General features: G+C 63.2%; 21 protein-coding genes. 10 read left to right on the forward strand and 11 right to left on the reverse strand.

From position 1 onward, the window contains the following. Positions 1-59 precede the first annotated feature (59 nt). Genes LCF60_RS04980 through LCF60_RS05000 form a run of 5 tightly spaced genes read left to right on the forward strand, consistent with a single transcriptional unit; the run spans position 60 to position 5251 of the window. Positions 60-1598 (forward strand): sugar ABC transporter ATP-binding protein, encoded by a 1539-nt coding sequence (locus tag LCF60_RS04980; RefSeq protein WP_292290074.1) that lies wholly within the window; start codon positions 60-62, stop codon positions 1596-1598. Further along, on the forward strand, positions 1598-2575 hold the full coding sequence (locus LCF60_RS04985; RefSeq protein WP_292290215.1) for an ABC transporter permease: 978 nt from the start codon (positions 1598-1600) through the stop codon (positions 2573-2575). The genes LCF60_RS04980 and LCF60_RS04985 overlap by 1 nt, the downstream gene beginning before the upstream one ends. Beyond that, complete coding sequence (locus tag LCF60_RS04990) at positions 2572-3558, forward strand: ABC transporter permease (RefSeq protein ID WP_292290076.1); 987 nt, start codon at positions 2572-2574, stop codon at positions 3556-3558. The genes LCF60_RS04985 and LCF60_RS04990 overlap by 4 nt, the downstream gene beginning before the upstream one ends. Continuing rightward, the gene (gene rhaM / locus LCF60_RS04995) at positions 3558-3872 is read left to right on the forward strand and encodes an L-rhamnose mutarotase (protein ID WP_292290078.1); all 315 of its coding nucleotides are present in this window, start codon (positions 3558-3560) and stop codon (positions 3870-3872) included. Before LCF60_RS04990 ends, rhaM begins: the two co-directional genes overlap by 1 nt. Continuing rightward, entirely contained in the window at positions 3869-5251 is a 1383-nt protein-coding gene (locus tag LCF60_RS05000) for an FGGY-family carbohydrate kinase (RefSeq protein WP_292290080.1), read from the forward strand. Before rhaM ends, LCF60_RS05000 begins: the two co-directional genes overlap by 4 nt. 31 nt (positions 5252-5282) lie before the next feature. On the opposite strand, the gene paaE is transcribed toward LCF60_RS05000, so the two are convergent. The 7 genes from paaE to paaI all read right to left on the reverse strand — a co-directional run bounded on the left by paaE (position 5283) and on the right by paaI (position 10824). Beyond that, complete coding sequence (gene paaE / locus LCF60_RS05005) at positions 5283-6347, reverse strand: 1,2-phenylacetyl-CoA epoxidase subunit PaaE (protein WP_292290083.1); 1065 nt, start codon at positions 6345-6347, stop codon at positions 5283-5285. Between the two features lie 15 nt (positions 6348-6362). Further along, positions 6363-6821 carry a 1,2-phenylacetyl-CoA epoxidase subunit PaaD gene (gene paaD / locus LCF60_RS05010; protein ID WP_292290085.1) on the reverse strand — a complete coding sequence of 153 codons (459 nt, stop codon included), beginning with the start codon at positions 6819-6821 and terminating at the stop codon, positions 6363-6365. A gap of 1 nt (position 6822) precedes the next feature. After that, complete coding sequence (gene paaC, locus LCF60_RS05015; protein WP_292290087.1) at positions 6823-7584, reverse strand: 1,2-phenylacetyl-CoA epoxidase subunit PaaC; 762 nt, start codon at positions 7582-7584, stop codon at positions 6823-6825. Further along, complete coding sequence (gene paaB, locus LCF60_RS05020; protein WP_292290089.1) at positions 7584-7868, reverse strand: 1,2-phenylacetyl-CoA epoxidase subunit PaaB; 285 nt, start codon at positions 7866-7868, stop codon at positions 7584-7586. Before paaB ends, paaC begins: the two co-directional genes overlap by 1 nt. Before the next feature lie 69 nt (positions 7869-7937). Next, positions 7938-8915 (reverse strand): 1,2-phenylacetyl-CoA epoxidase subunit PaaA, encoded by a 978-nt coding sequence (paaA, locus tag LCF60_RS05025; protein ID WP_292290217.1) that lies wholly within the window; start codon positions 8913-8915, stop codon positions 7938-7940. 155 nt (positions 8916-9070) lie between these two features. Continuing rightward, positions 9071-10381 carry a phenylacetate--CoA ligase PaaK gene (paaK, locus tag LCF60_RS05030; RefSeq protein WP_292290091.1) on the reverse strand — a complete coding sequence of 437 codons (1311 nt, stop codon included), beginning with the start codon at positions 10379-10381 and terminating at the stop codon, positions 9071-9073. Positions 10382-10395: 14 nt separating this feature from the next. Beyond that, positions 10396-10824, reverse strand: coding sequence for a hydroxyphenylacetyl-CoA thioesterase PaaI (gene paaI / locus LCF60_RS05035; protein WP_292290093.1), 429 nt, complete (start codon positions 10822-10824; stop codon positions 10396-10398). Positions 10825-10887: 63 nt separating this feature from the next. Between paaI and paaZ the strand changes: the two genes are divergently transcribed. The 3 genes from paaZ (at position 10888) to LCF60_RS05050 (ending at position 14428) form a co-directional block, all read left to right on the forward strand. After that, entirely contained in the window at positions 10888-12930 is a 2043-nt protein-coding gene (gene paaZ, locus LCF60_RS05040) for a phenylacetic acid degradation bifunctional protein PaaZ (protein ID WP_292290095.1), read from the forward strand. A gap of 38 nt (positions 12931-12968) precedes the next feature. Continuing rightward, complete coding sequence (locus tag LCF60_RS05045; protein WP_292290097.1) at positions 12969-13763, forward strand: PaaX family transcriptional regulator C-terminal domain-containing protein; 795 nt, start codon at positions 12969-12971, stop codon at positions 13761-13763. 80 nt (positions 13764-13843) lie between these two features. Beyond that, positions 13844-14428, forward strand: a complete 585-nt coding sequence (locus tag LCF60_RS05050; RefSeq protein ID WP_292290099.1) for a DUF308 domain-containing protein — start codon at positions 13844-13846, stop codon at positions 14426-14428. 28 nt (positions 14429-14456) lie between these two features. Here the strand turns inward: LCF60_RS05050 and LCF60_RS05055 are convergent, their stop codons facing one another. The 4 genes from LCF60_RS05055 to LCF60_RS05070 all read right to left on the reverse strand — a co-directional run bounded on the left by LCF60_RS05055 (position 14457) and on the right by LCF60_RS05070 (position 17900). Beyond that, on the reverse strand, positions 14457-15503 hold the full coding sequence (locus LCF60_RS05055; RefSeq protein WP_292290101.1) for a 4-oxalomesaconate tautomerase: 1047 nt from the start codon (positions 15501-15503) through the stop codon (positions 14457-14459). Next, positions 15496-16167, reverse strand: coding sequence for a 4-carboxy-4-hydroxy-2-oxoadipate aldolase/oxaloacetate decarboxylase (locus LCF60_RS05060; protein ID WP_292290103.1), 672 nt, complete (start codon positions 16165-16167; stop codon positions 15496-15498). The genes LCF60_RS05055 and LCF60_RS05060 overlap by 8 nt, the downstream gene beginning before the upstream one ends. Continuing rightward, entirely contained in the window at positions 16167-16898 is a 732-nt protein-coding gene (locus LCF60_RS05065; RefSeq protein ID WP_292290105.1) for a PIG-L deacetylase family protein, read from the reverse strand. The genes LCF60_RS05060 and LCF60_RS05065 overlap by 1 nt, the downstream gene beginning before the upstream one ends. A 129-nt stretch (positions 16899-17027) precedes the next feature. Then, entirely contained in the window at positions 17028-17900 is an 873-nt protein-coding gene (locus LCF60_RS05070; RefSeq protein ID WP_292290107.1) for a M15 family metallopeptidase, read from the reverse strand. Positions 17901-18189: 289 nt separating this feature from the next. Between LCF60_RS05070 and LCF60_RS05075 the strand changes: the two genes are divergently transcribed. Both LCF60_RS05075 and LCF60_RS05080 read left to right on the forward strand, forming a co-directional pair. Next, entirely contained in the window at positions 18190-18744 is a 555-nt protein-coding gene (locus LCF60_RS05075) for an OmpA family protein (protein WP_292290109.1), read from the forward strand. Positions 18745-18777: 33 nt separating this feature from the next. Continuing rightward, a complete protein-coding gene (locus tag LCF60_RS05080) occupies positions 18778-20964 on the forward strand; it encodes a serine/threonine protein kinase (RefSeq protein ID WP_292290111.1) in 2187 nt (728 codons plus the stop codon). The last annotated feature ends 8 nt before the right edge of the window (positions 20965-20972 follow it).

The raw sequence follows: 20972 nt of genomic DNA on the forward strand, positions 1-20972 counted from the left end.
TTCCGGTCCCGACGCGATCTCCGCGCTGGGGCCGGCATTTCCAGACCACCGAGGTCACAATGCAGGCTCCCGTGCGCCCCGAAGACATCGACACCGCGACACAGGTCCCCGTCCTGAACCTGAACGGGATCACCAAGACCTTTCCGGGGGTGCGGGCGCTGTCAGAGGTGTCCCTTGCCTTGTATCCGGGACAGGTCACCGCGCTTGTCGGTGAAAACGGCGCCGGCAAATCCACCATCGTGAAAGTGCTGACCGGCATCTATCAACCCGATGGCGGCGTCCTCGAGCTTGACGGAAAGCCCACGTCCTTTGCGACGGCACAAGAGGCCACCCGGGCGGGCATCACCGCGATTCATCAGGAAACGGTGCTGTTCGACGAACTGACGGTGGCCGAGAACATCTTCATCGGCCACACCCCCCGCACCCGCTGGGGGCTGATCGACTGGCCCGAGATCGAGATGCGCGCGCGCGATATCCTGGCCCGGATCGGGGCCGATCTTGATCCGCGCGCGCCGTTGCGCAATCTCGGCATTGCCTCCAAGCATCTCGTGGCCATCGCCCGCGCATTGTCCGTCGATGCGCGCGTCGTGATCATGGACGAACCGACCGCTGCGCTCTCGCACAAGGAAATCGAGGAATTGTACGAGTTGGTCGAACGGCTCAAATCCGAGGGCCGCGCGATCCTTTTCATCAGCCACAAGTTCGACGAGATCTTCCGCATCGCCGACCGCTACACCGTGTTCCGCGACGGAGAGCATGTCGGGTCCGGCCTGATTTCCGACGTCACCGAGGACGCGCTCGTGCGGATGATGGTCGGCCGTTCCGTCGATCAGATCTTTCCGGCCCGCGACAAGACTCCGGGCAAGAAAGTGCTGGAGGTCGACAGCCTGTCACATCCCACCGAATTCGACGACATTTCCTTCACGCTGCGCAAAGGTGAAATCCTGGGCTTCTACGGCCTCGTCGGCTCGGGTCGGTCCGAGGTGATGCAGGCCATCTTCGGGATCACGTCGCCGTCGCGCGGAACGGTGCAGATCGACGGACGGCGCGTGACGCTCAGGTCTCCGGCCGACGCGGTGGCCAATGGCATCGTCTACGTGCCCGAGGATCGGGGCAAGCAGGGCGCGGTCATCGGGTTGCCGATTTTTCAGAACGTGACGCTCGCCTCGCTGAACCAGACATCGCGCAACGGGTTCACCCGGCTTGCGCAGGAATTCGATCTTGCCCGCGAATACACCGAACGCCTCGACCTTCGCGCGGCATCGCTGGATCAGGACGTCGGCAACCTGTCGGGGGGCAACCAGCAGAAGGTGGTGATCGCCAAGTGGCTTGCCACGAAACCACGGGTGATCATTCTGGACGAGCCGACCAAGGGGATCGACATCGGCTCCAAGGCCGCCGTGCATGCCTTCATGGCGGAACTCGCGGCGCAAGGGCTGGCGGTGATCATGGTCAGCTCGGAAATTCCAGAGGTTCTGGGCATGTCCGACCGCGTCATGGTGATGCGCGAAGGCCTGCTTGCCGCCGAACTGAGCGGCGCGGACCTGACGCCCGAAACGCTGGTCCGATATGCCGCTGACATCAAAGGTGCCGCATGATGCATGCCCTGAAATCCCGCGAAGCCATCCTGCTTGGCGCCATCCTCGTCCTGCTGGCGATGATCGCCTGGCGCTTTCCGTCCTTCGTGTCGCCGGGCAACCTGTCGAACGTGTTCAACGACACCGCGCCGCTCATCATCCTGGCGCTGGGTCAGACGCTGGTCATCTTGACCCGTTGCATCGACCTCTCGGTCGCCGCCAACCTGGCGCTGACCGGCATGGTGGTTGCCATGCTCAACACCGCGATGCCCGGCCTGCCGATCGCGGTGATCCTCGTCATCTCGCTGGCGCTCGGAGCCTTCATGGGCGCAATCAACGGCCTGCTGGTCTGGAAGCTGGCGATCCCGCCGATTGTCGTGACCCTTGGCACGATGACGATCTTTCGCGGGCTGATCTTCGTGATCTCGGACGGCTCATGGGTAAACGCACATGAAATGTCCGACGCCTTCACCGGCTTTCCAAGGCTGCAATTCCTTGGCCTTCCGATGCTAAGCTGGATCGCCATATGCTGCGCGCTGCTGTGTCTCGTGATGGTGTCGAGAACGCCGTTGGGACGCGCATTCTATGCCGTGGGCGGCAACCCGAACGCCGCGGTCTATGCCGGCATTGATGTTGGCCGGACACAGTTTGCGGCCTTCGTGCTGTCCGGGACACTCGCCGGGCTGACGGGCTATCTCTGGGTGGCGCGCTATTCGGTGGCCTATGTCGACATCGCCGGAGGTTTCGAGCTCGAGGTGGTGGCGGCCTGCGTGATCGGCGGCATCTCGATTGCCGGAGGGGCCGGAACCATTGTCGGCGCCATCCTGGGGGCCCTGTTTCTCGGCATCGTCAAGAACGCGCTGCCGGTCGTGAACATCTCGCCCTTCTGGCAACTCGCCATCTCGGGCAGCGCCATCATCATCGCGGTCGCGTTCAACGCCCAGACCCGTCGCAAACCCGGGCGCATCATCCTGCGCCGTGCGGAGGCCACGTCATGAGCGATCTGTCCACCCGACACATCCCCGACCGGCTGGAAAGCCCGGCAAGGCGGCTCCTGAAAAGTTGGGAGGTCCTGCTTCTGGCGGTCGCGGTGTCGATCTTCATCGCCAACAGTTTCGCCTCGCCCTATTTCCTCAACGCCTGGAACCTGAGCGACGCGACCTTCAACTTCACCGAAAAGGCGATGATCGCCTTCGCGATGGCGCTTCTCATCATCTCCGGGGAAATCGACCTTTCGGTCGCTTCCATCATCGCGCTTGCCTCGACCGCGATGGGAGCCGCGGCGCAGTTCGACGTGTCTGCCGCCACGCTGGTCCTGATCGGCCTCGGCACCGGGGTCATCTGCGGAGCATTCAACGGATTTCTGGTCACCGGGCTTGGCCTGCCCTCCATCGTCGTGACAATCGGCACCATGAGCCTGTTTCGCGGGATTTCCTATATCGTGCTCGGCGATCAAGCCTATCGCGGCTATCCGGCCGAGTTCGCCTTCTTCGGCCAAGGCTACGTATTCTGGGTGATCTCGTTCGAGCTTGTGCTCTTCGCGGCTCTCGCCGTGATCTACGGCATCCTTCTGCACAAGACGGATTTCGGGCGTGCGGTCTATGCCATCGGCAACAATCCCACGGGGGCGCTGTTCTCCGGGATCAAGGTCGCCCGGGTCAAGTTCATCCTGTTCGTCCTGACCGGTCTGATGTCCGGCGTCGCGGCGATCTGCCTGACCTCGCGGCTTGGCTCCACGCGCCCCTCGATCGCCTTCGCATGGGAACTCGAGGTGGTGACGATGGTGGTCCTGGGCGGCGTCAGCATCCTGGGCGGATCGGGCACCATTCCGGGCGTGGTCATCGCCGCGTTCGTGATGGGACTGGTGACCTTCGGGCTTGGCCTTCTGAACGTGCCGGGTATCGTGATGTCGATCTTTATCGGCGCGCTGCTGATCGGTGTGATTGCCCTGCCGCGGCTTGTCGACATGGCGAGGCGGTAATGGAGAAATACGCCTTCAAGATGCGGCTCAAGCCGGGCTGCGAGGAGGAATACAAGCGCCGCCATGACGCGATCTGGCCGGATCTCGTGACCCTCCTTTGCAACGCCGGAATCTCCGACTATTCGATCCATCTCGATCGCGAGACAAACATCCTTTTTGCCGTGCTCTGGCGCACCAGTGACCACGGGATGGACGACCTGCCCGCAACCGAAATCATGCAGCGTTGGTGGGCACATATGGCCGACATCATGGAGACCCAACCAGATAACGAACCGGTTGCGGTACCGTTGGACACGGTCTTTCACATGCCATGATCAACCATGTGGCGGTCATCGACATCGGCAAGACCAATGCGAAACTCGCGCTGGTCGATACCGCATCGCTCAGCGAAATCGACGTGCGCACGCGCCCGAACAGCGTTCTTGCAGGCCCGCCCTATCCCCGGTTCGACATCGACGGGATCTGGGACTTCGTGCTGGACGCGTTGGCGGTCTTGCACGCCGCCCACCGGATCGACGCCATCAGCGTGACCGCCCACGGGGCCTCCATCGCCCTGCTCGACAACACCGGCCTGCTGGCCTGTCCTCTGCTCGACTATGAACATGACGGGCCGGACGACCTGAAGGAGGCATATGATCGCATCCGTCCTCCCTTCGACGAAACCGGCTCGCCGCGGCTTGCCATGGGCCTGAATGTCGGGGCGCAGCTGTTCTGGCTCTTGAAGACGCAAGAGGGGCTTGCCGACCGGGTCGAGACCATTGTCACCTATCCCCAGTTCTGGTCAGGCCGTCTGACCGGCATCCACCGGGCCGAGTTTACCTCGCTTGGCTGCCACACCGACATCTGGTCGCCGCGCGACAAGGACTTCAGCGCGCTGGTCGACACGCTTGGCCTGCGCGACAAGATGGCCCCGCTGGGGCGCGCGGATGAATGTCTCGGCACCCTCCTTCCCGAGATCGCCAGGCGCACCGGCCTGCCCGCCGAGACACCGGTGTTCAGCGGCATCCACGATTCGAACGCCTCGCTCCTGCCGCATCTCCTGTCCCACGACGCACCGTTTTCGGTCGTTTCGACCGGCACCTGGGTGATCTCGATGGCCATCGGCGGACGGCTCGAAGGGCTCGATCCGGCGCGGGACACGTTGGTCAACGTGAATGCAAACGGCCATCCGACGCCGTCGGCGCGTTTCATGGGCGGGCGCGAATTCGAGCGGATGACGCCCGGCGATGTGGCCCCGAATGACGCCGATGTCCGCAATGTGCTTGACCGGCGCTGGTTCCTGCTGCCGGCGGTCGAGCCCGGAACCGGACCCTTTGCCGGACGCATGGGTGGCTGGACCGTGCCAGGAATGTCCGTTCCGGAACGCTCCGCCGCCCTCGCCTTCTATCTCGCGTTGATGACCGCCGAATGCCTGGCGCTTGTCGGTGCCGACGGAGAAATCATCGTCGAAGGCCCTTTCGCCAGAAATCCGCTATATCTCGACATGCTTGCGGCGGCGACGACCCGGCCTGTCCTGGTCACGGGAACCGCCACCGGAACCAGCATTGGCGCTGCCCTCCTGGCGACCCCCAAGGGCGCGACACCCCTGGCGCGGCCGCATGTCGTCGCGACGGACATGGCGGGGAAAATGCGCGGATATGCCAGCGCCTGGCGACAAGCAGTCGATCAGAGCGCCCAGCCGATAGACGGGTGATCGCAGCCCGCCTGCGTCTTTCTGCCATGTCCTACTGGTCGTAATCCACCACGATCCGATCCGTGACCGGGTAGGACTGGCAGGACAGGATATAACCCGCGGCAACCTCGTAATCCTCAAGCGCATGGTTGGCCACCATGTCGACCTCGCCCTCCAGTAGCTTGCACTTGCAGGTCGAGCAGACCCCGGCGCGGCAGGCGTGAGGCGCATCCAGCGCGTTGTCGAGCGCGGCTTCCAGCACCGTCATGTCGCGCGCCATGTCAAAGCTCCGCGCCATGCCGTCCAGCGTGACCGTGGCCTTGATCGCCGTTCCCGTCCCCGGTTCGGCGGCTTTCCTGCGCCGCTGCACCCGCCCGGTCTGGGCGCTGGCGAAAAGCTCGAACTTGATCTGTTCCCGTGTCAGCCCGTGATCCTGCAACGCCTGTGAGATGGCCAGCATCATCGGCTCCGGTCCGCAGATGAAAGCGGTGTCGACGGTTTCGATGTCGATCCAGTGGGCGAAAAGCGCCGCGCATTTGTCGCCATCGACGCGGCCCTGAAACAGGTCGATCTCCTGCGCGTCGGTTTCGAGGATGTGCAGGATCGACAACCGCCCCATGTGGAGGTTCTTGAGATCCTCCAGGTCCTCGCGGAACATGATCGTGTTGACGCCGCGGTTGGCATAGACAAGCGTCACCTGCGACAACGGTTCGGCGGCAAGCACGGTCTTGAGGATCGACAGTACCGGCGTGATCCCTGACCCGCCTGCGAAGGCAAGGTAGGTCTTGGCCTTGTCCGGTTCGACCGGGGTGTGGAACGCCCCCATCGGTTCCATCGCATCGATCACCATGCCGGGTTTCAGGTCTTCGTTCGCCCAGATGGAGAAGGCGCCATCCGCGACTTTCTTGATGCCGACGCGCAGCATGCCATCCTGCACGCCTGAACAGATCGAATAGGAACGGCGCAGTTCAACCCCGTCGAAATCGCGCTTGAACGTCAGGTACTGGCCCTGGGTAAAGCTGAAATCACCACCATCACGGGCTTCCAGCGTGACCGCCACGGCGTCGCGGGTGGTTTTTTGAACGTCGGTGACGGTCAGGGGATAGAAACGCGCCATGTCAGGGCCCTGGGATCAGATGCATTTGAAATAGTCGAAGGGTTCGAGACAGTCGTCGCAGCGCCAGTGCGCCTTGCAGGGGGTCGATCCGAACTGGCTCACGCGGGTGACATTCGCGCTGCCGCATTGCGGGCAGGCCTCGGGGCCGCCTGCCGGGGAAGGCGGCGCGATGCCGTATTCGCGCAGCTTGGCCCGGCCCTTGGCGGACAGCCAATCGGTTGTCCAGGGTGGCGCGATCCGGGTCCGGATCCGTACGTTTCGGACGCCCCGACCGTACAACGCGGTTTCGATGTCCATCGCGATGACCGATGTCGCCGGGCAGCCGGAATAGGTGGGCGTCACCGCCACGTCGAGCGTGTCGCCATCCCATGCCACGTCGCGCACGATCCCCAGGTCGACAACCGAGATCACCGGGATCTCGGGGTCAGGCACGTCTTCGAGCCAGCGCCAGACGGTGGGCAGATCGGGCGTCATGTCACCACACCGCGCCGGGATAGGCCCGTTGCAGCCATTGCATCTGCGTCAACAGGTGGCCCAGATGCTCGGAATGGCGAAAGCCGGTCTTTCCGCCCGTCTGGGCATAGCTGCTGTCCGGCCTGGCCAGGGTCGCGTCCTTCAGCACCCTGTCGACCCGGCTGTCGAACCGCGCACGCAAGAGGCGAAGATCGGGCGCGACGCCGGCTTCGAACATCGCCGCGTCAATGTCGTCCGGCGTGAACATCTCGCCCACGTATGGCCAGAGCAGGTCGAGCGCCGCCTGCATCCGGGCGTGGCTTTCCTCGGTCCCGTCCCCAAGACCGATCACGGTCTCGGAAGACCGGTCGAAATGATAGGTCACCTCTTTCAGCGCTTTCGCCGCAACGGCGGCGATCCGGTCGTCACCGGCCCCGGCAAGATCGCTCAGAAGCTCGAAATGGAAGGCATCGAACAGCATCTGGCGCATCATCGTCTGGCCGAAATTTCCATTCGGTTGCTCGACCAGCAAGACGTTCCGGAAATCCCAGACATCGCGCAACATGGCAAGATCATCGGCCGTGCGGCCGTCCGCCTCGACCTCACCCGCGAGGCCAAGCCACATCTGCGTCTGACCGATGAGATCGAGCGCCGTGTTCGCCAGCGCGATGTCTTCCTCCAGCACCGGCGCGTGACCGCACCATTCGCTGACGCGGTGGCCAAGGATCAGCGTGTTGTCCCCCAACCGCAGGAGGTATTCGAAAAGCGCGCCCTGCCCGCCCATCACATGTGTCCGGCTTCGTCGGGTATGTCGAAAAAGGTGGGGTGACGGTACACCTTGCTTTCCGAGGGCTCGTACATCGGGCCCTTGGCCGATGGCGCCGAGGCGGTGATGTGCTGTGCCTCGACCACCCAGATCGACACCCCTTCGTTGCGGCGCGTATAGACATCGCGGGCGTTCTTGAGCGCCAGTTCCGCATCCGGCGCATGCAGGCTGCCGACATGACGGTGGTTCAACCCGTGCTGTCCGCGGATGAAGACCTCCCAGAGGGGCCATTCGTTTTTCATGTCACGTCCTCCACCCGCTTATCGAACCTCACGGCTCTTTTCGCGAAAATGCCCGTCCGGGCTGATGCACTATTCCGCCGCCACCCGGGCGGCGCGTTTCTTGGCGGCATGGGCCATGAGACCGTCGCGCACCCATGCGCCATCGTCCCATGCCTTGTTTCGCGCCGCGAGCCGTTCGGTGTTGCAGGGCCCGTTGCCCTTGAGCACGTCGAAGAATTCCGACCAGTCGGGCTGCGAAAAATCGTAACCCGCCTTGTTCTCGTTCCAGCGCAGGTCCGCGTCCGGCACGGTGAGGCCAAGATATTCCGCCTGCGGCACGGTTTGGTCGACGAATTTCTGGCGCAGCTCGTCATTGGTGTTCATCTTGATCTTCCAGGCCATCGACTGCGCCGAATGCACGCTGTCCTTGTCGGACGGGCCGAACATCATCAGCGACGGGTACCAGAAGCGGTTGAGCGCATCCTGCGCCATCTTCTTCTGCGCCGGCGTGCCCTGCGCCATCTTCATCATGATGTGATAGCCCTGCCGCTGGTGGAACGACTCTTCCTTGCAGATGCGGATCATGGCCCGGCTGTATGGCCCGTAGGAGGTGCGCTGAAGCGGCACCTGGTTCATGATCGCGGCACCATCCACCAGCCAGCCGACCGCACCCATATCGGCCCATGTCAGGGTCGGGTAGTTGAAGATCGAGCTGTATTTCATGCGGCCATCCAGCAGCATCTCGGTCAGCTCGTCGCGGCTCACGCCCAGCGTTTCGGCAGCGCCGTAAAGGTAAAGGCCATGCCCCGCCTCGTCCTGCACCTTGGCCAGCAGGATTGCCTTGCGTTCCAGCGTCGGCGCGCGCGTGATCCAGTTGCCTTCGGGAAGCTGGCCGACGATCTCGGAATGGGCGTGCTGGCCGATCTGGCGGATCAGCGTCTTGCGGTACCCTTCCGGCATCCAGTCCTTGGGTTCGATCTTTTCGCCCGCGTCGATGCGGGCCTGAAACGCGGCCAGCTTTTCCGGATCGTCCGCAGTCGCTTCGGATTTGATCATCTGTGCGTACATGATTTCGCCCGCCAATCTGAGGTTTGAAGCCGGCCTTTGTTCAAACCGACACGACAGAAATAGCTTAACCCGGCGCATCTAGCAAGAATTGCGTTACAGAAGCCGGATCAAATTAACGATATCGTAACATCAGGGATCACGCGCAGGATGATGGCTCAACCGGCTGTGCGCTTGTCCACCACCCGCACCGCCTTGCCCTGTGACCGCGCCACCGATCCGGGATCCCCGACATCAACCGTGACCGAAACGCCGACATGATCCTTGATCCGTTCCGTCAGCATCGTCGCCGCCGCCTGCCGGGACAAATCGCTGGTGGCATTCGGCATCGCTTCGACCAGAACGCGCATCGCGTCCATGCGACCGGCGCTGTAAAGCTCGATCTGAAAATACGGGGCAAGACCGCCGGTCGCCATCACCTCGTCCTCGATCTGGGTCGGAAAGACATTCACGCCGCGCAGGATCATCATGTCGTCGCTACGCCCCGTCACCTTTTCCATCCGCCGCATTGTGCGCGCCGTGCCGGGCATCAGGCGCGTCAGGTCGCGCGTGCGGTAGCGGATGACGGGCATGCCTTCCTTGGTCAGCGTGGTGAACACCAACTCACCCTTCTCGCCATCGGGAAGCACGTCGCCGGTTTCCGGGTCGATGATCTCGGGATAAAAGTGGTCTTCCCAGATATGCAGCCCGTCCTTGGTCTCCACACATTCATTGGCGACCCCCGGCCCGATCACCTCGGACAGGCCGTAGATATCGACCGCGTGCATGTCGAACGCCTCTTCGATTTCCAGCCGCATCGCGTTGGTCCAGGGTTCGGCCCCGAACACGCCCACCTCCAAAGAGGACGCGCGCGGATCAAGCCCCGCCTTGTGGAACGCCTCGAGGATGTTGAGGATGTAGGACGGGGTCACCATGATGCCCTTGGGCTGAAAATCGGTGATCAGCCCGACCTGTTTTTCGGTCTGCCCGCCGCCCATGGGCACCACCGTGCCGCCCAGCTTTTCCACCCCGTAATGCGCGCCCAGACCGCCCGTGAACAACCCGTAGCCATAGGCCACATGCACCATGTCCCCAGCCCGCAGACCCGACGCCCGCAGCGACCGCGCCACAACGGAGGCCCACATGTCGATGTCGTTCTTCGTGTATCCAACGACGGTGGGTTTGCCGGTCGTCCCCGAGGACGCATGGACACGGGCAATCTGTTCGCGCGGCACGGCAAAGAGGCCAAAGGGGTAATTGTCGCGCAGGTCGGATTTCTGGGTGAAGGGAAACTTCGCCAGGTCCGACAAGTCCTTCAGATCGTCCGGATGCACCCCCGCCGCATCGAACTTCGCGCGATACATCGCCACGTTGTCATAGGCATGCCGCAGCGACCAGCGCAGGCGGTCCAGTTGCAGGCTGCGGATCTCGTCGATCGAGGCCAGCTCGATCGGATCGAGATCCGAGGTTTTTGGTGACAGATCCTTCATACGCGGCGCCTCCCCTACGCCTCGTCGAACACGGTGCCCTTGATGGCGCGCGACAATCCTCGGAATTCGGCAATCAGGGTGCCGGCCTGATTGGTCACCTGCACGTCGGTGATTCCGCTGCGCCCGGTCAGTGATATCTCTGTCGCCTCGGCGCGCAGACGGTCGCCAAGGCGGCCCGAGGCGATATAGGTGATCGAATTGTGCTGCGCGACGGTGACCTGGTTGCGACTGTTGCAGGCGAAGGCGAAGGCGCTGTCGGCCAGCGCAAAGATCACCCCGCCATGGCACATGCCGTGCCCGTTGCAATGGTGTTGCGCGACGGTCAGTTCCATGACAGCCCGGCCCTCGGACGCATGGGCCAATACCATCCCCAGCCATTGCGAGGCATGGTCCTGTTGCCACATCGTCTGTGCGGCTTTCTCGGCGCGATCTTGCGGTGTCATGGTCGCGACGCTTGCATGAAGTTCGGGTCCGGTCAAATACTTAGACAGCCGAAAGGGGGCGCAATGATCGTTCAGAATATCCAGAGTTTCATTGCCGGTTCATGGACTCCGCCCGACAGCAGCGCACGGGATATCCGCGATGCCGTGACCGGCGAGGTCATCGCGCGGGCCGGTCGGGACCATGTCGATTCCGGTGCCTTGATCGACCATGCCGTGCAGGTCGGCGCCCCTGCCCTGCGTGCCCTGACGTTTCATGACCGCGCCCGCATGCTCAAGGCGCTGGCGCTTTATCTGCAAGACCGCAAACAGGTGCTCTATGACCTCAGCTTTTCCACTGGCGCCACGCAGAAGGATCACCTGATCGACGTCGATGGCGGGATCGGCACGATGCTGGTGATCGCCTCCAAGGGCCGACGCGAAATGCCGGACGGGCATGTCTATATCGATGGCGGGGTCGAGCAATTGTCGCGCGGCGGCAGCTTTGTCGGACAGCATGTGTGCACCCCGTTGCAGGGCGTGGCCGTCCATATCAACGCGTTCAATTTTCCGGTCTGGGGGATGCTGGAAAAGCTGGCTCCGACCCTTCTCGCCGGGATGCCCGCCATCGTGAAGCCGGCGACGACGACCTGTTATGTCACCGAGGCTTGCGTGCGGATGATGCTGGAAAGCGGGATTCTGCCAGATGGGTCACTCCAGCTTGTGACCGGCGGTCTGGGCGACTTTCTGGATCACCTTGGCCCGCAGGACGTGGTGAGCTTTACCGGGTCCGCCGACACCGCGTTCAGCTTGCGCAGCGCGCCGAACCTGCTGCGCAACTCGGTGCGCTTCGTGGCGGAGCAGGACAGCCTGAACGCGTCGATCCTTGGTCCCGATGCGGTGGCGGGCACACCGGAATTCGATCTGTTCGTCACCGAAGTTCACCGCGAGATGACCACCAAGGCGGGGCAGAAATGCACCGCCATCCGCCGGATCATCGCGCCTCGGGCGCAAGTCGATGCGGTGATTGCCGCCGTTTCGGAGCGTCTGCGCGAAACGGTGATCGGTGATCCTCGCGATCCGGCGACAGGCATGGGCGCGTTGGTGTCGGACGCCCAGCGCCGGGATGTGCTGGACAAATGTGCAACACTTGGGGCCGAGGCCGAACGCGTGTTCGGCGACCCCGATGAATTCGCCGTGCACGGTGCCAATGCAACCAAGGGCGCGTTCCTGCCGCCGATGCTCTATCATTGCGCCGATCCCGACGCGGCGAGCCATGTGCACGACACCGAAGCCTTCGGTCCGGTTGCAACCATCATGGGCTACCGCGACCTGAACCACGCAATGGCGCTGGCCAACCGGGGGCAAGGCAGCCTCGTGGCCTCGATCGTCACCCATGACCCGCAGGTGGCCCGCGACGTGGTACTGGGCGCAGGCGCCTATCACGGGCGACTTTATTTCAACAACCGCGACAGCATGGCCGAGGCGACAGGCCACGGATCACCCCTGCCCCACATGGTGCATGGCGGACCGGGGCGCGCAGGCGGTGGCGAGGAACTGGGCGGGGTGCGGGGTGTCTTGCACTACATGCAGCGTACCGCGGTTCAAGGCAGCCCGGATGTGATCGCCGCAGTAACCGGCCAGTGGCTTCCCGGGGCCACGACGACCGAAGGCCCGGCGCATCCGTTCCGGCGCAGTTTCGACGCGCTGCGGATCGGGGACACCCTGCATACCGCCGAGCGCGAGGTGAAACTTGCGGATATCGAGCATTTCGCCGACTTCACCGGCGATACCTTCTACGCCCACATGGATGACGATGCTGCCAGGCGAAACCCGTTCTTCCCCGGTCGCGTCGCGCATGGTTACCTGCTTCTGAGCTTTGCCGCAGGTCTGTTCGTCGATCCCGATGAAGGCCCGGTTCTGGCGAATACCGGCCTCGACAATCTGCGCTTTCAGAAACCGGTGAGCGCGGGCGACCGGATCAAGGTGCAACTGACCGTCAAGGCAAAGACCCCCCGCACCGATACCTATGGCGAGGTGCGCTGGCAGGTGATCCTGCGCAATCAGGACGATGACCCTGTGGCCGATTACGAGTTGTTGACGATGAATGCCTATGAGCAGGCGCGCTGACCCTTGGCCTTGGGGCAGACGCGGCATAACCATGCCACATGAATGAGTCCGAATTCGATCAGATCGTGAACGCTCTTCTGGGCGGCGACACGCCACGCGTGTGGTCGCTCCTGGTGACGATGTTCGGCGATCTTGCCCTGAGCCCCGACGCCCGTCTGAGCGGTGCCTGTGTCAATGCGCTGACGGCTGCCATCGGGATCAAGCCCGAGGCGACCCGCGTCGCGTTGCATCGGCTGCGCAAGGAAGGCTGGATCGAGAGCCACCGCACCGGCCGGCAATCGCGCTACGGGCTGACGCCGCAAGGCCGCCACGAGACCGAACGCGCCTGGCCGCGGGTCTACGGGCCGGAACCGGCCGAGGCAAAGGTGTGCCTTGTGCTGGAAGGGCCAGCAGGTGTGGCTGGACAGGAGCAGCCGCAGGACGGGTCGGACAGGGTTCAGCTTGCGCCAAGGACCTGGCTTTCCAGCCATGCCACAGAGACTTTGGGCCTCTGGTCAGCGCCCCTTTCCGCAAGCGCGGAGGTACCGCACTGGGTGTCGTCAAAGCTTTGCCCCCCCGACGTTCAGACCGCGTCACAGGTGTTTCACGCCCGGTTGACGACGGTCGAGGCCCACGACGATCTTGCGACCCTGACCGTGTTGCAGCGGACGGCCCTGCGCGTGGTGATCGTGCACGAATGGCGTCGGCTTGTCCTGCGCGTGCCGCGTTTCCCCGAGCGCCTGTTTTCGGCGGGATGGAAGGGCCAGGCCTGCCGCGCGGCGGTTCACCGGATGCTTGAAACCCTTGCGGCCCCCGACCTCGACGTGTTGGAGGCGCATATCGAGTCGACTTGATCCAGGGCGGTCACCCGATGGGTTCGGGGAACCTCGGGATCGGCCACAGCGTTGCACCCACATCCAACCGGAGCAAGGCCGTGACCCAATCAGAAGACCATATCCCCCGCAGCGAAACGCCCTTTGCCGGACGCCCGGTGCTGAACTGGAAATGGATGCTTTTTGCCGGCATCGTCTACCTGATCGGGGCGTTTGTGGCGTTTCTCAACCCGTTCATCGCGTCCTTGCTGGCGCAGAGCCTGATTGCCGCCGCCTTCCTGATCGGCGGCATCGCGGCGATTTGGATGGCGTTCAGAAACGAGGACGGCACGACAGGCGGCCGGATCATCGGGGCAGTGACCGGGTTGCTGGCCGTGATCTTTGCCATCGCCCTCTGGACCAACCCGCTGGCCGGGCTGGTTTCGCTGACAATCACGGTCGCGGCGTTGTTCTTCGCGCTTGGCGTCATGCGCATCTGGCTCGGGTTTCGCATGCGGGAACGCAAGGGTTGGGGCTGGATCGTGGCCTCTGGCGCGGTCACGCTGGCGCTTGCGGTGCTGATCTTCGTGGCCCTGCCTGCGGCATCGCTCAGCATCCTGGGCCTGTTGCTGGGGGTCGAGCTTGCCTTTGCCGGAGCCGCGCATATCGCGACCGCCCTGACCGCGCGATCGGACGAGGCGCGCTGAGGTCGTTTTTTCTCCGACCGTGACCGCGTCAGGCAAACACCACGCCATCCATCAGCTTGCGCGCAGTACGCAGGACCGCCGCCGAGGTGACCTCTCCGGTGTCGGCCACCTGCGCGATGATGCTGGTCTCTCCGATCGGGTGTTCGATGGGCATCCGCTTTTCGGCGCCCTCGGGCACCTGCGCCAAATTTTCGGCCACCGATCCCGGCAGCAGGCACGCCGTGGCCACGCTCACCGCGCCCAGCACCCCGATCGAGGCGTGGCAGCGATGCGGAATGAAGGTGCGTGTGGCAATCACGCCACCCTGCCGTGGCGCGCTGATCAGTGTCATTTTGGGCACGGTCTTTTGTGCCACATCACCAAGGTTCATCAGCGGTCCGCAGGCCAGGCGGATCACCTCAAGCTGTGTCTTGAGTGCATCATTGGCCTCGAGTTCCTCGCGACTTTCGGTGCCGGTGATACCCAGATCGTGTGCACGGAGCAGGACAACCGGCATGCCGTTGTCGATCATCGTGACATTGACGCCCTCCACCGTATCACGGGTATTGCCCGTGGGCAGAAGCGCACCACAGGTGGAGCCTGCCGTTCCGACGAATTCCAGCGGGATCGCAGCCGCCGTTCCCGGCACCCCGTCAATGGCGGCATCACCGTCGTAGGCTGGCATTCCTCCGGGCGTCTGGATTGTCGCAATCGCGGTCTGGCCGGTGTTCTCCATATAGATGCTGACGCGGGTCTGGCCGTCCTGCCCCGCGACCAAGCCACGTTCGATGGCGAAGGGCGCGACCCCGGCAAGGATGTTGCCGCAGTTCTGCCCGTCCGTGACACTGGCCGCATCCACAGCGACCTGAAGGAACAGGTAATCTACATCCACGCCGTCGCGATCCGACCGCTTCACAACCGCCACCTTGGAGGTCAGCGGGTCGGCCCCGCCCATTCCGTCGATCTGGCGCGGATCCGGGCTGCCCATGACGCGCAGCAGAAAGGCGTCGCGGTCGGCGGGCAGGTCTTCGGCAAGGAAATAGCCGCCCTTCGACGTCCCGCCCCGCATCCACATGCAGCGGATGCCGTCAGACATAGCGCAGCCCTTTCTCGGCCAGCCGGTCGCGCATCTGGTACATGTCGAGGCCCAACTCGCCCGACGCGAGCCGCTTGCGTTTTGCCTCTTCATTGGCGAAGCGCGCCTGCGCTTTCGCAAGAACGTCCGCCGCGTCGGCCCGTTTGACGACACACACGCCGTCATCATCCGCAACGATCACGTCGCCCGGATCGACCGAAGCCCCGGCGCACACCACCGGCACGTTGACGGACCCCAGGCTTTCCTTGATCGTGCCTTGGGCGCAGATCGCCTTGGACCAGACGGGAAAGCCCATCTTTTCCAAGTCCACCACATCGCGCACCCCTGCGTCGATGATCAGCCCGCGACAGCCCCGCGCCTGCGCCGAGGTTGCCAGCAGATCGCCGAAATAGCCCGCATCCGATGGCGAGGTCGTGGCAAGCACCAGCACGTCGCCCGGTTTGATCTGTTCGATGGCGACATGCAGCATCCAGTTGTCCGCGGGCGGCGCAAGGATCGTGACCGCCGATCCGCCGATCGCCGCGCCGCGATAGATCGGCCGCATGTAGGACGCCAAAAGACCCGCGCGCCCCTGCGCCTCGTGCACCGTCGCCACGCCGCAGGCCGCCAGAGCGTCGATCACCTCGGCCTCAGCTCGATCTATATGCTGAACCACGACCCCCATCAAAGCTCGTCCACAGTGCGCGGGAACACCGACTGGAACCCTTCGGCATATTTCGCCGGGCGCCCGCCCGACTGGCCGCCGGAATTGCGGCGGAAGTGGTTGCCCCGGTTTTCGGCCACGTTGGTGTAGTACTCCCAGAGATGGTGCTGGCCCTCCATGCATTCGATGGCGGCGCGCTTCTGGTCCCAGACCTCGGTGATGTCGAGGAACACATCCGGCTTCCAGCCCATCTGTTCGGTCTGGTGCGGCTCGAACAGGTAAAGCTGCGGAGCGCCCAAGACCTTTTCGCCCGGATTGTGCCCCCAGGCCTGCGCGATCATCCGCACTTCGAGCGCCAGTTCGCTCGTGTACATATGGTCGGTGTTGTAGGGGTCGTATTTCGAATGGCTGAGCATGAAATCAGGCTGCACCGCGCGCAGCACATCGACCAGCCGCATCTTGTTCTGTTCGTCCACGACAAGGGGATAGTCGCCCAGGTCGAAGAACTGGATATCATGGACATCCAGGGCCTTCGCGGCGCTTTCGGCTTCCTTGCGGCGGATCGACTTCACCTCGGTGAGCGTCTTGCCATCCTTCCAGAGCCGCGCACTTTCACCGCGTTCGCCGTAGGACAGGCAGACGACCGTCACCTCGTATCCCAGCTTCTGATGCAGTGCGATGGCACCGCCGCAGCGCCAGACAAAATCCGCCGCATGCGCCGAGATCACCAGCGCAGACTTTCGATCACCCATGAACATGACCTCCCAAGGTTCGTTTTGTCGGCAGATTGCACGGCTTGGAAAGGAATGACCACTCGAAAGAGGGGTATCCTTGATGGCGACGTGCCGGACGACAGGACGTGCCGGGACCTGGATGCCCGGTCAGAGCGCGCCGTCCTGGATCCACTCGTCGAGCTTCTGTCGGCTCACCTCGAAATGCATGCTGTCTTCGCGTCCCCAGGACGCTCCCCAGACCCAGCCTTCGGTGCGGAAGAAATCGGCCAGGATGGTCAGCCCGAGCTGGGTTTTTCCATCCCCCAGCGTGTCCAGCACGCCATCGATGTTCAGATCGACCGCCAATCCGAACGCGTGGGTGGAGGCCCGACCGCGGGTTCCGCGGATTTGCCGGACACAGAGCGACCCTGCGGTATCGATCCGGTCGTACAGGTCGGGATCGGTCACGCGGATCTCTTCGAACACGCGGCGCAGCGAATCCGCCGCCGGCTTGAGCATGCGCACCCGGATCGGGCCCACCTCTTCGAGAACAAGCTTGTCCCGCAACCTCGGATTGGTCATTTCCTCGCAATCATCGGACATGACTTCGCGCGGCGGCCCGAACACCCGTGTCAGGTAGGTCGGACCGGCGATGGTCAGCCCGTCATTGACGTTTCGGCGGTTCGCGATCAGCACGACCTGCGCATAGGCGTCGATAATGTCGTTCTCGCCATTGCGCCGGAAGGTGTCCGCACCGGTGGAAGGGGCTGAACGCGGGCTTGGCGCGGCTGCAAAGGCCTGATTGCTGACGGCCGCAGCCGAGGCAGCGTTCGACACCCTGCCAAGTTCCTCGGACATCTCTTCCAGCCGGATTTGCAGCTCCTCGACCTGCTGGCTCAGCATCTCGATCTCGATCCTGGCGCCGGAGTCGACGGCGGGTCCGGAATACGCCTCGTTCTGGAACAGCTTGGGCACGAAGATCCAGATGATCGGCGCCAGAAGGATCGCGATGGCAAGGATGATCGCCGGAAGCAGGCGCATGAACAATTCCCTTGAAAAATATCTATTCGATGTAATCGGATTCCGGCTTTCAAGCCAAGGGCAACCTTTGTCTGTCCGGCGTGGAAGGACATAAAAAACCGGTGAGTCCCCTGACCGGTCCGACGTCGTGACCGTGCGGGCGGGTGACGCGCATCGGCTGATCCGCTTTGTCTGCCTTGCCTCGTCAAACCCATTGCCGGTGCGGCTCGGCTCGGCTAAACTTGCAAAACAAACTCCTTTTCATTCGAGGACATGTATTACTATGTCGTACCTTCGAACTGTTTCCATCTTGGCACTTGCACTGACGCTGTCGACGTCTTTCCTCGACCGGGCCATCGCTCAGGACGCCGGAGCGGAGATGACTGCGGAAGAGATCACCAGAGCATTCGAAAAACAAAAGACGCGCGGTCTGGTTCTGGTGCCTTCGGGAAGTGCCGAGACACCCGCCGCAAACTCATCCAGAACCACGGTCACCGCGACCGAAACCGCCTATAACGAAGTCGACCGGTCCGACCAGGTCAATATCAAGATCAGGTTCGACTTCGACAGCGCATCGCTTCGCGAAGACCAGAAACCGCAGCTGGCCACGCTATGCCAGGTGATGAAGTCGGTGGATGTGCAATTGTTCCAGATCGTCGGGCACACCGACAGTTCCGGTTCAGCCTCTTACAACGAGAACCTGTCATTGCTGCGCGCCAAGGAGGTCAAGCGCCACCTGGTCAGCGAATGCGGGATCGAGGAGACCCGTCTCGAAGCCATCGGCATGGGTGAAAGCGTGCCCTATGACGCCAACGACCCGCGCAGCGATGACAACCGGCGCGTCGAGTTCCAAGCGCTTGGATAACGACTTCGGTCCTCTGCCGAAACCGGAGCCAACATGACAGAAAGCCGTCCAGGAGACCTCTTCAAGCCTGGCGACCTGGTGAACAACACCTACCGCGTCGAAGCACTCCTGGGGCGCGGCGGCACATCAGACGTGTACCGGGCCCGCTCGGAAATCACCGGTCGTCTCGTCGCCCTGAAGGTTCTGAAATCGGAATTTTCGACGAACGAGGATTATCTTCTCCTGCTCACGCGGGAAGAAGCCATGCGCGAGATCCGGCATGATGCGATTGTCCGGTATTCGGAAAACCACCGCACCGCGGATGGGCATGTCTATCTCTTGATCGATTATGTCGATGGTCCGGGGATGGACAAGAAGCTCAAGGAAGGGCCGATGTCCGCTGATGATCTGCTGGTCATCTGCCGGCGGGTCGCCGAGGGGCTGCAAGCCGCGCATGAGCGCAAGATCTTCCACCGCGACCTGTCGCCCGACAACATCATCCTGCGCGACGGCGATCCTGCACAGGCGGTGATCATCGATTTCGGCATCGCCAAGGACACCAATCCAGGCGCCGAGACCATCGTCGGCAACGAGTTTGCCGGGAAATACGCCTATGCCGCGCCAGAGCAGCTGTCGGGCATGACCGATGCCCGAACGGACATCTATTCGCTCGGGGCGTCGCTGCTGGCGAATTTCCGGGGCAAGGCGCCGGATGTCGGTCGCAACCCGATGGAGGTCGTGCGCAAGAAGTCCGAAACACTCGATACCGAGGGCGTCCCAGAGCCTCTCAAGGCGCTTCTGGACAAGATGACGAACCCGAACCCGGACGAGCGTTTCGAAAGCGCCGCCGCGGTGCTTGCGGCGCTGGACGGTGAGAAATTCGATCCGCCCGAGACCGATACCCTTTCGGACGAGACCGTGATCGCACCGATCGCTGCGGCGGCCAAGGCCGCGTCCCAGCCGAAGGCCGAGATCATCGCAGGTGGCGCATCCGCCCCTCCCCCGAAAGCCAAGGCGACGAAAGATTCCGGGAAAAGCGGCATGTTGATCCCGCTCGTCCTTGGTGGCATGGTTGCCGCCGGGGTGGCGGGGGCCTTTGCGCTGGGGCTGTTTTCGTCGGCCCCTGCCCTGCCTGTTGCCGAGCCCTACCGATTGTCGGTCGCCAAGGCCAGGGACTCCGCTCCGCGCGCCGTGGGCTTCGTGCCAAGCGAAGAGATCGCCTCCGATCTTCGGGAACAGATGCAGGCCCTGGACGGAAGTTTCGACCTGACGCTTGCCAGTGGCGCGATTTCGGAAAGCTGGGGGCTGGATGTACTGGCCGTGGTCGATGCGATCGACGACATGGAAACCTGGCGCGTGTCGCTCTCGGGGAACATCGCCGAGGTCGAGGGATCGACCACAAGCAGACCGATCTACGACCAGGTTCAGGCGGCCTTCGACGCCGGGATCATGGGCGCGCTGAGCGGCGAGCCGTCGCTGATCCTGGATGGCATCATCCTCGCGCCCGACCAGCTTGACCCGATCCTCAACACCTTCGCCGATTGCGGCCCGCTTGCCCTGGCCAACCGGCCGGTTGCGGGATACGGGCCCGAAAGCCCGATCACGATCCGCGGAGTGTTGTCCAGCGGGCAAAGTCGCGATGCCCTGGCGAATGCCATGTCACCGGTGATCGGCGATCGACCACTCAACCTTGATGTCGACATCCTGAACACGACGCTGTGCCTGATCGAAAGCGTGATGCCCAAGGCGCCGACAAGCGCCATCGACGTTGCCTTCTATCAAGGCGATCAGGCCAACAACCCGAACCCGACAGGAGCCTTCTTGGTCGGCGAAAACCCCGTCATCGACATTGAACTGCCCGCAGACATCACCGACGGGTACCTGTCCGTTTCCGTGCTGGACGTGTCAGGGAACGTGTTTCACCTTCTGCCCAACCTGAACCGGGCCGATCATTCCGTCGCGGCGTTGCGGGACGGCACAGAGGGGTCGATGTCGGTCCGGGTCGCCTATTCGATCGAAGAGGCGCAGCAGACCGGCGGATTGGCGTTCCGCGTTGACGACTCGACCTTGGGCAAATCCAAGATCCTCGTCATTCATTCGAGCGAACCGCTGTTCAACGAAATGCGCCCGACCAGTGAATCCGCATCGAGCTATGCCGAGGCGATCCTCACGCAGGAGCGCAACGCCGCCTCGCGCATCTATTCCCTCGACAGTCGTATCCTGGAAACGCTGTCCCAGTGATCCGGGGC

The organism is Marivita sp., assembly GCF_020055635.1.
In the GTDB taxonomy this organism is placed as follows: Bacteria; Pseudomonadota; Alphaproteobacteria; order Rhodobacterales; family Rhodobacteraceae; genus Marivita.

Excerpts from the sequence above, each read along its gene's own strand:
- LCF60_RS04980 (WP_292290074.1), top strand. The coding sequence starts at position 60 with ATGCAGGCTCCCGTGCGCCCCGAAGACATCGACACCGCGACACAGGTC.
- LCF60_RS04985 (WP_292290215.1), top strand. The coding sequence starts at position 1,598 with ATGCATGCCCTGAAATCCCGCGAAGCCATCCTGCTTGGCGCCATCCTC.
- LCF60_RS04990 (WP_292290076.1), top strand. The coding sequence starts at position 2,572 with ATGAGCGATCTGTCCACCCGACACATCCCCGACCGGCTGGAAAGCCCG.
- rhaM (WP_292290078.1), top strand. The coding sequence starts at position 3,558 with ATGGAGAAATACGCCTTCAAGATGCGGCTCAAGCCGGGCTGCGAGGAG.
- LCF60_RS05000 (WP_292290080.1), top strand. The coding sequence starts at position 3,869 with ATGATCAACCATGTGGCGGTCATCGACATCGGCAAGACCAATGCGAAA.
- paaE (WP_292290083.1), bottom strand. The coding sequence starts at position 6,347 with ATGGCGCGTTTCTATCCCCTGACCGTCACCGACGTTCAAAAAACCACC.
- paaD (WP_292290085.1), bottom strand. The coding sequence starts at position 6,821 with ATGACGCCCGATCTGCCCACCGTCTGGCGCTGGCTCGAAGACGTGCCT.
- paaC (WP_292290087.1), bottom strand. The coding sequence starts at position 7,584 with ATGGGCGGGCAGGGCGCGCTTTTCGAATACCTCCTGCGGTTGGGGGAC.
- paaB (WP_292290089.1), bottom strand. The coding sequence starts at position 7,868 with ATGAAAAACGAATGGCCCCTCTGGGAGGTCTTCATCCGCGGACAGCAC.
- paaA (WP_292290217.1), bottom strand. The coding sequence starts at position 8,915 with ATGTACGCACAGATGATCAAATCCGAAGCGACTGCGGACGATCCGGAA.
- paaK (WP_292290091.1), bottom strand. The coding sequence starts at position 10,381 with ATGAAGGATCTGTCACCAAAAACCTCGGATCTCGATCCGATCGAGCTG.
- paaI (WP_292290093.1), bottom strand. The coding sequence starts at position 10,824 with ATGACACCGCAAGATCGCGCCGAGAAAGCCGCACAGACGATGTGGCAA.
- paaZ (WP_292290095.1), top strand. The coding sequence starts at position 10,888 with ATGATCGTTCAGAATATCCAGAGTTTCATTGCCGGTTCATGGACTCCG.
- LCF60_RS05045 (WP_292290097.1), top strand. The coding sequence starts at position 12,969 with ATGAATGAGTCCGAATTCGATCAGATCGTGAACGCTCTTCTGGGCGGC.
- LCF60_RS05055 (WP_292290101.1), bottom strand. The coding sequence starts at position 15,503 with ATGTCTGACGGCATCCGCTGCATGTGGATGCGGGGCGGGACGTCGAAG.
- LCF60_RS05060 (WP_292290103.1), bottom strand. The coding sequence starts at position 16,167 with ATGGGGGTCGTGGTTCAGCATATAGATCGAGCTGAGGCCGAGGTGATC.
- LCF60_RS05065 (WP_292290105.1), bottom strand. The coding sequence starts at position 16,898 with ATGGGTGATCGAAAGTCTGCGCTGGTGATCTCGGCGCATGCGGCGGAT.
- LCF60_RS05070 (WP_292290107.1), bottom strand. The coding sequence starts at position 17,900 with ATGCGCCTGCTTCCGGCGATCATCCTTGCCATCGCGATCCTTCTGGCG.
- LCF60_RS05080 (WP_292290111.1), top strand. The coding sequence starts at position 18,778 with ATGACAGAAAGCCGTCCAGGAGACCTCTTCAAGCCTGGCGACCTGGTG.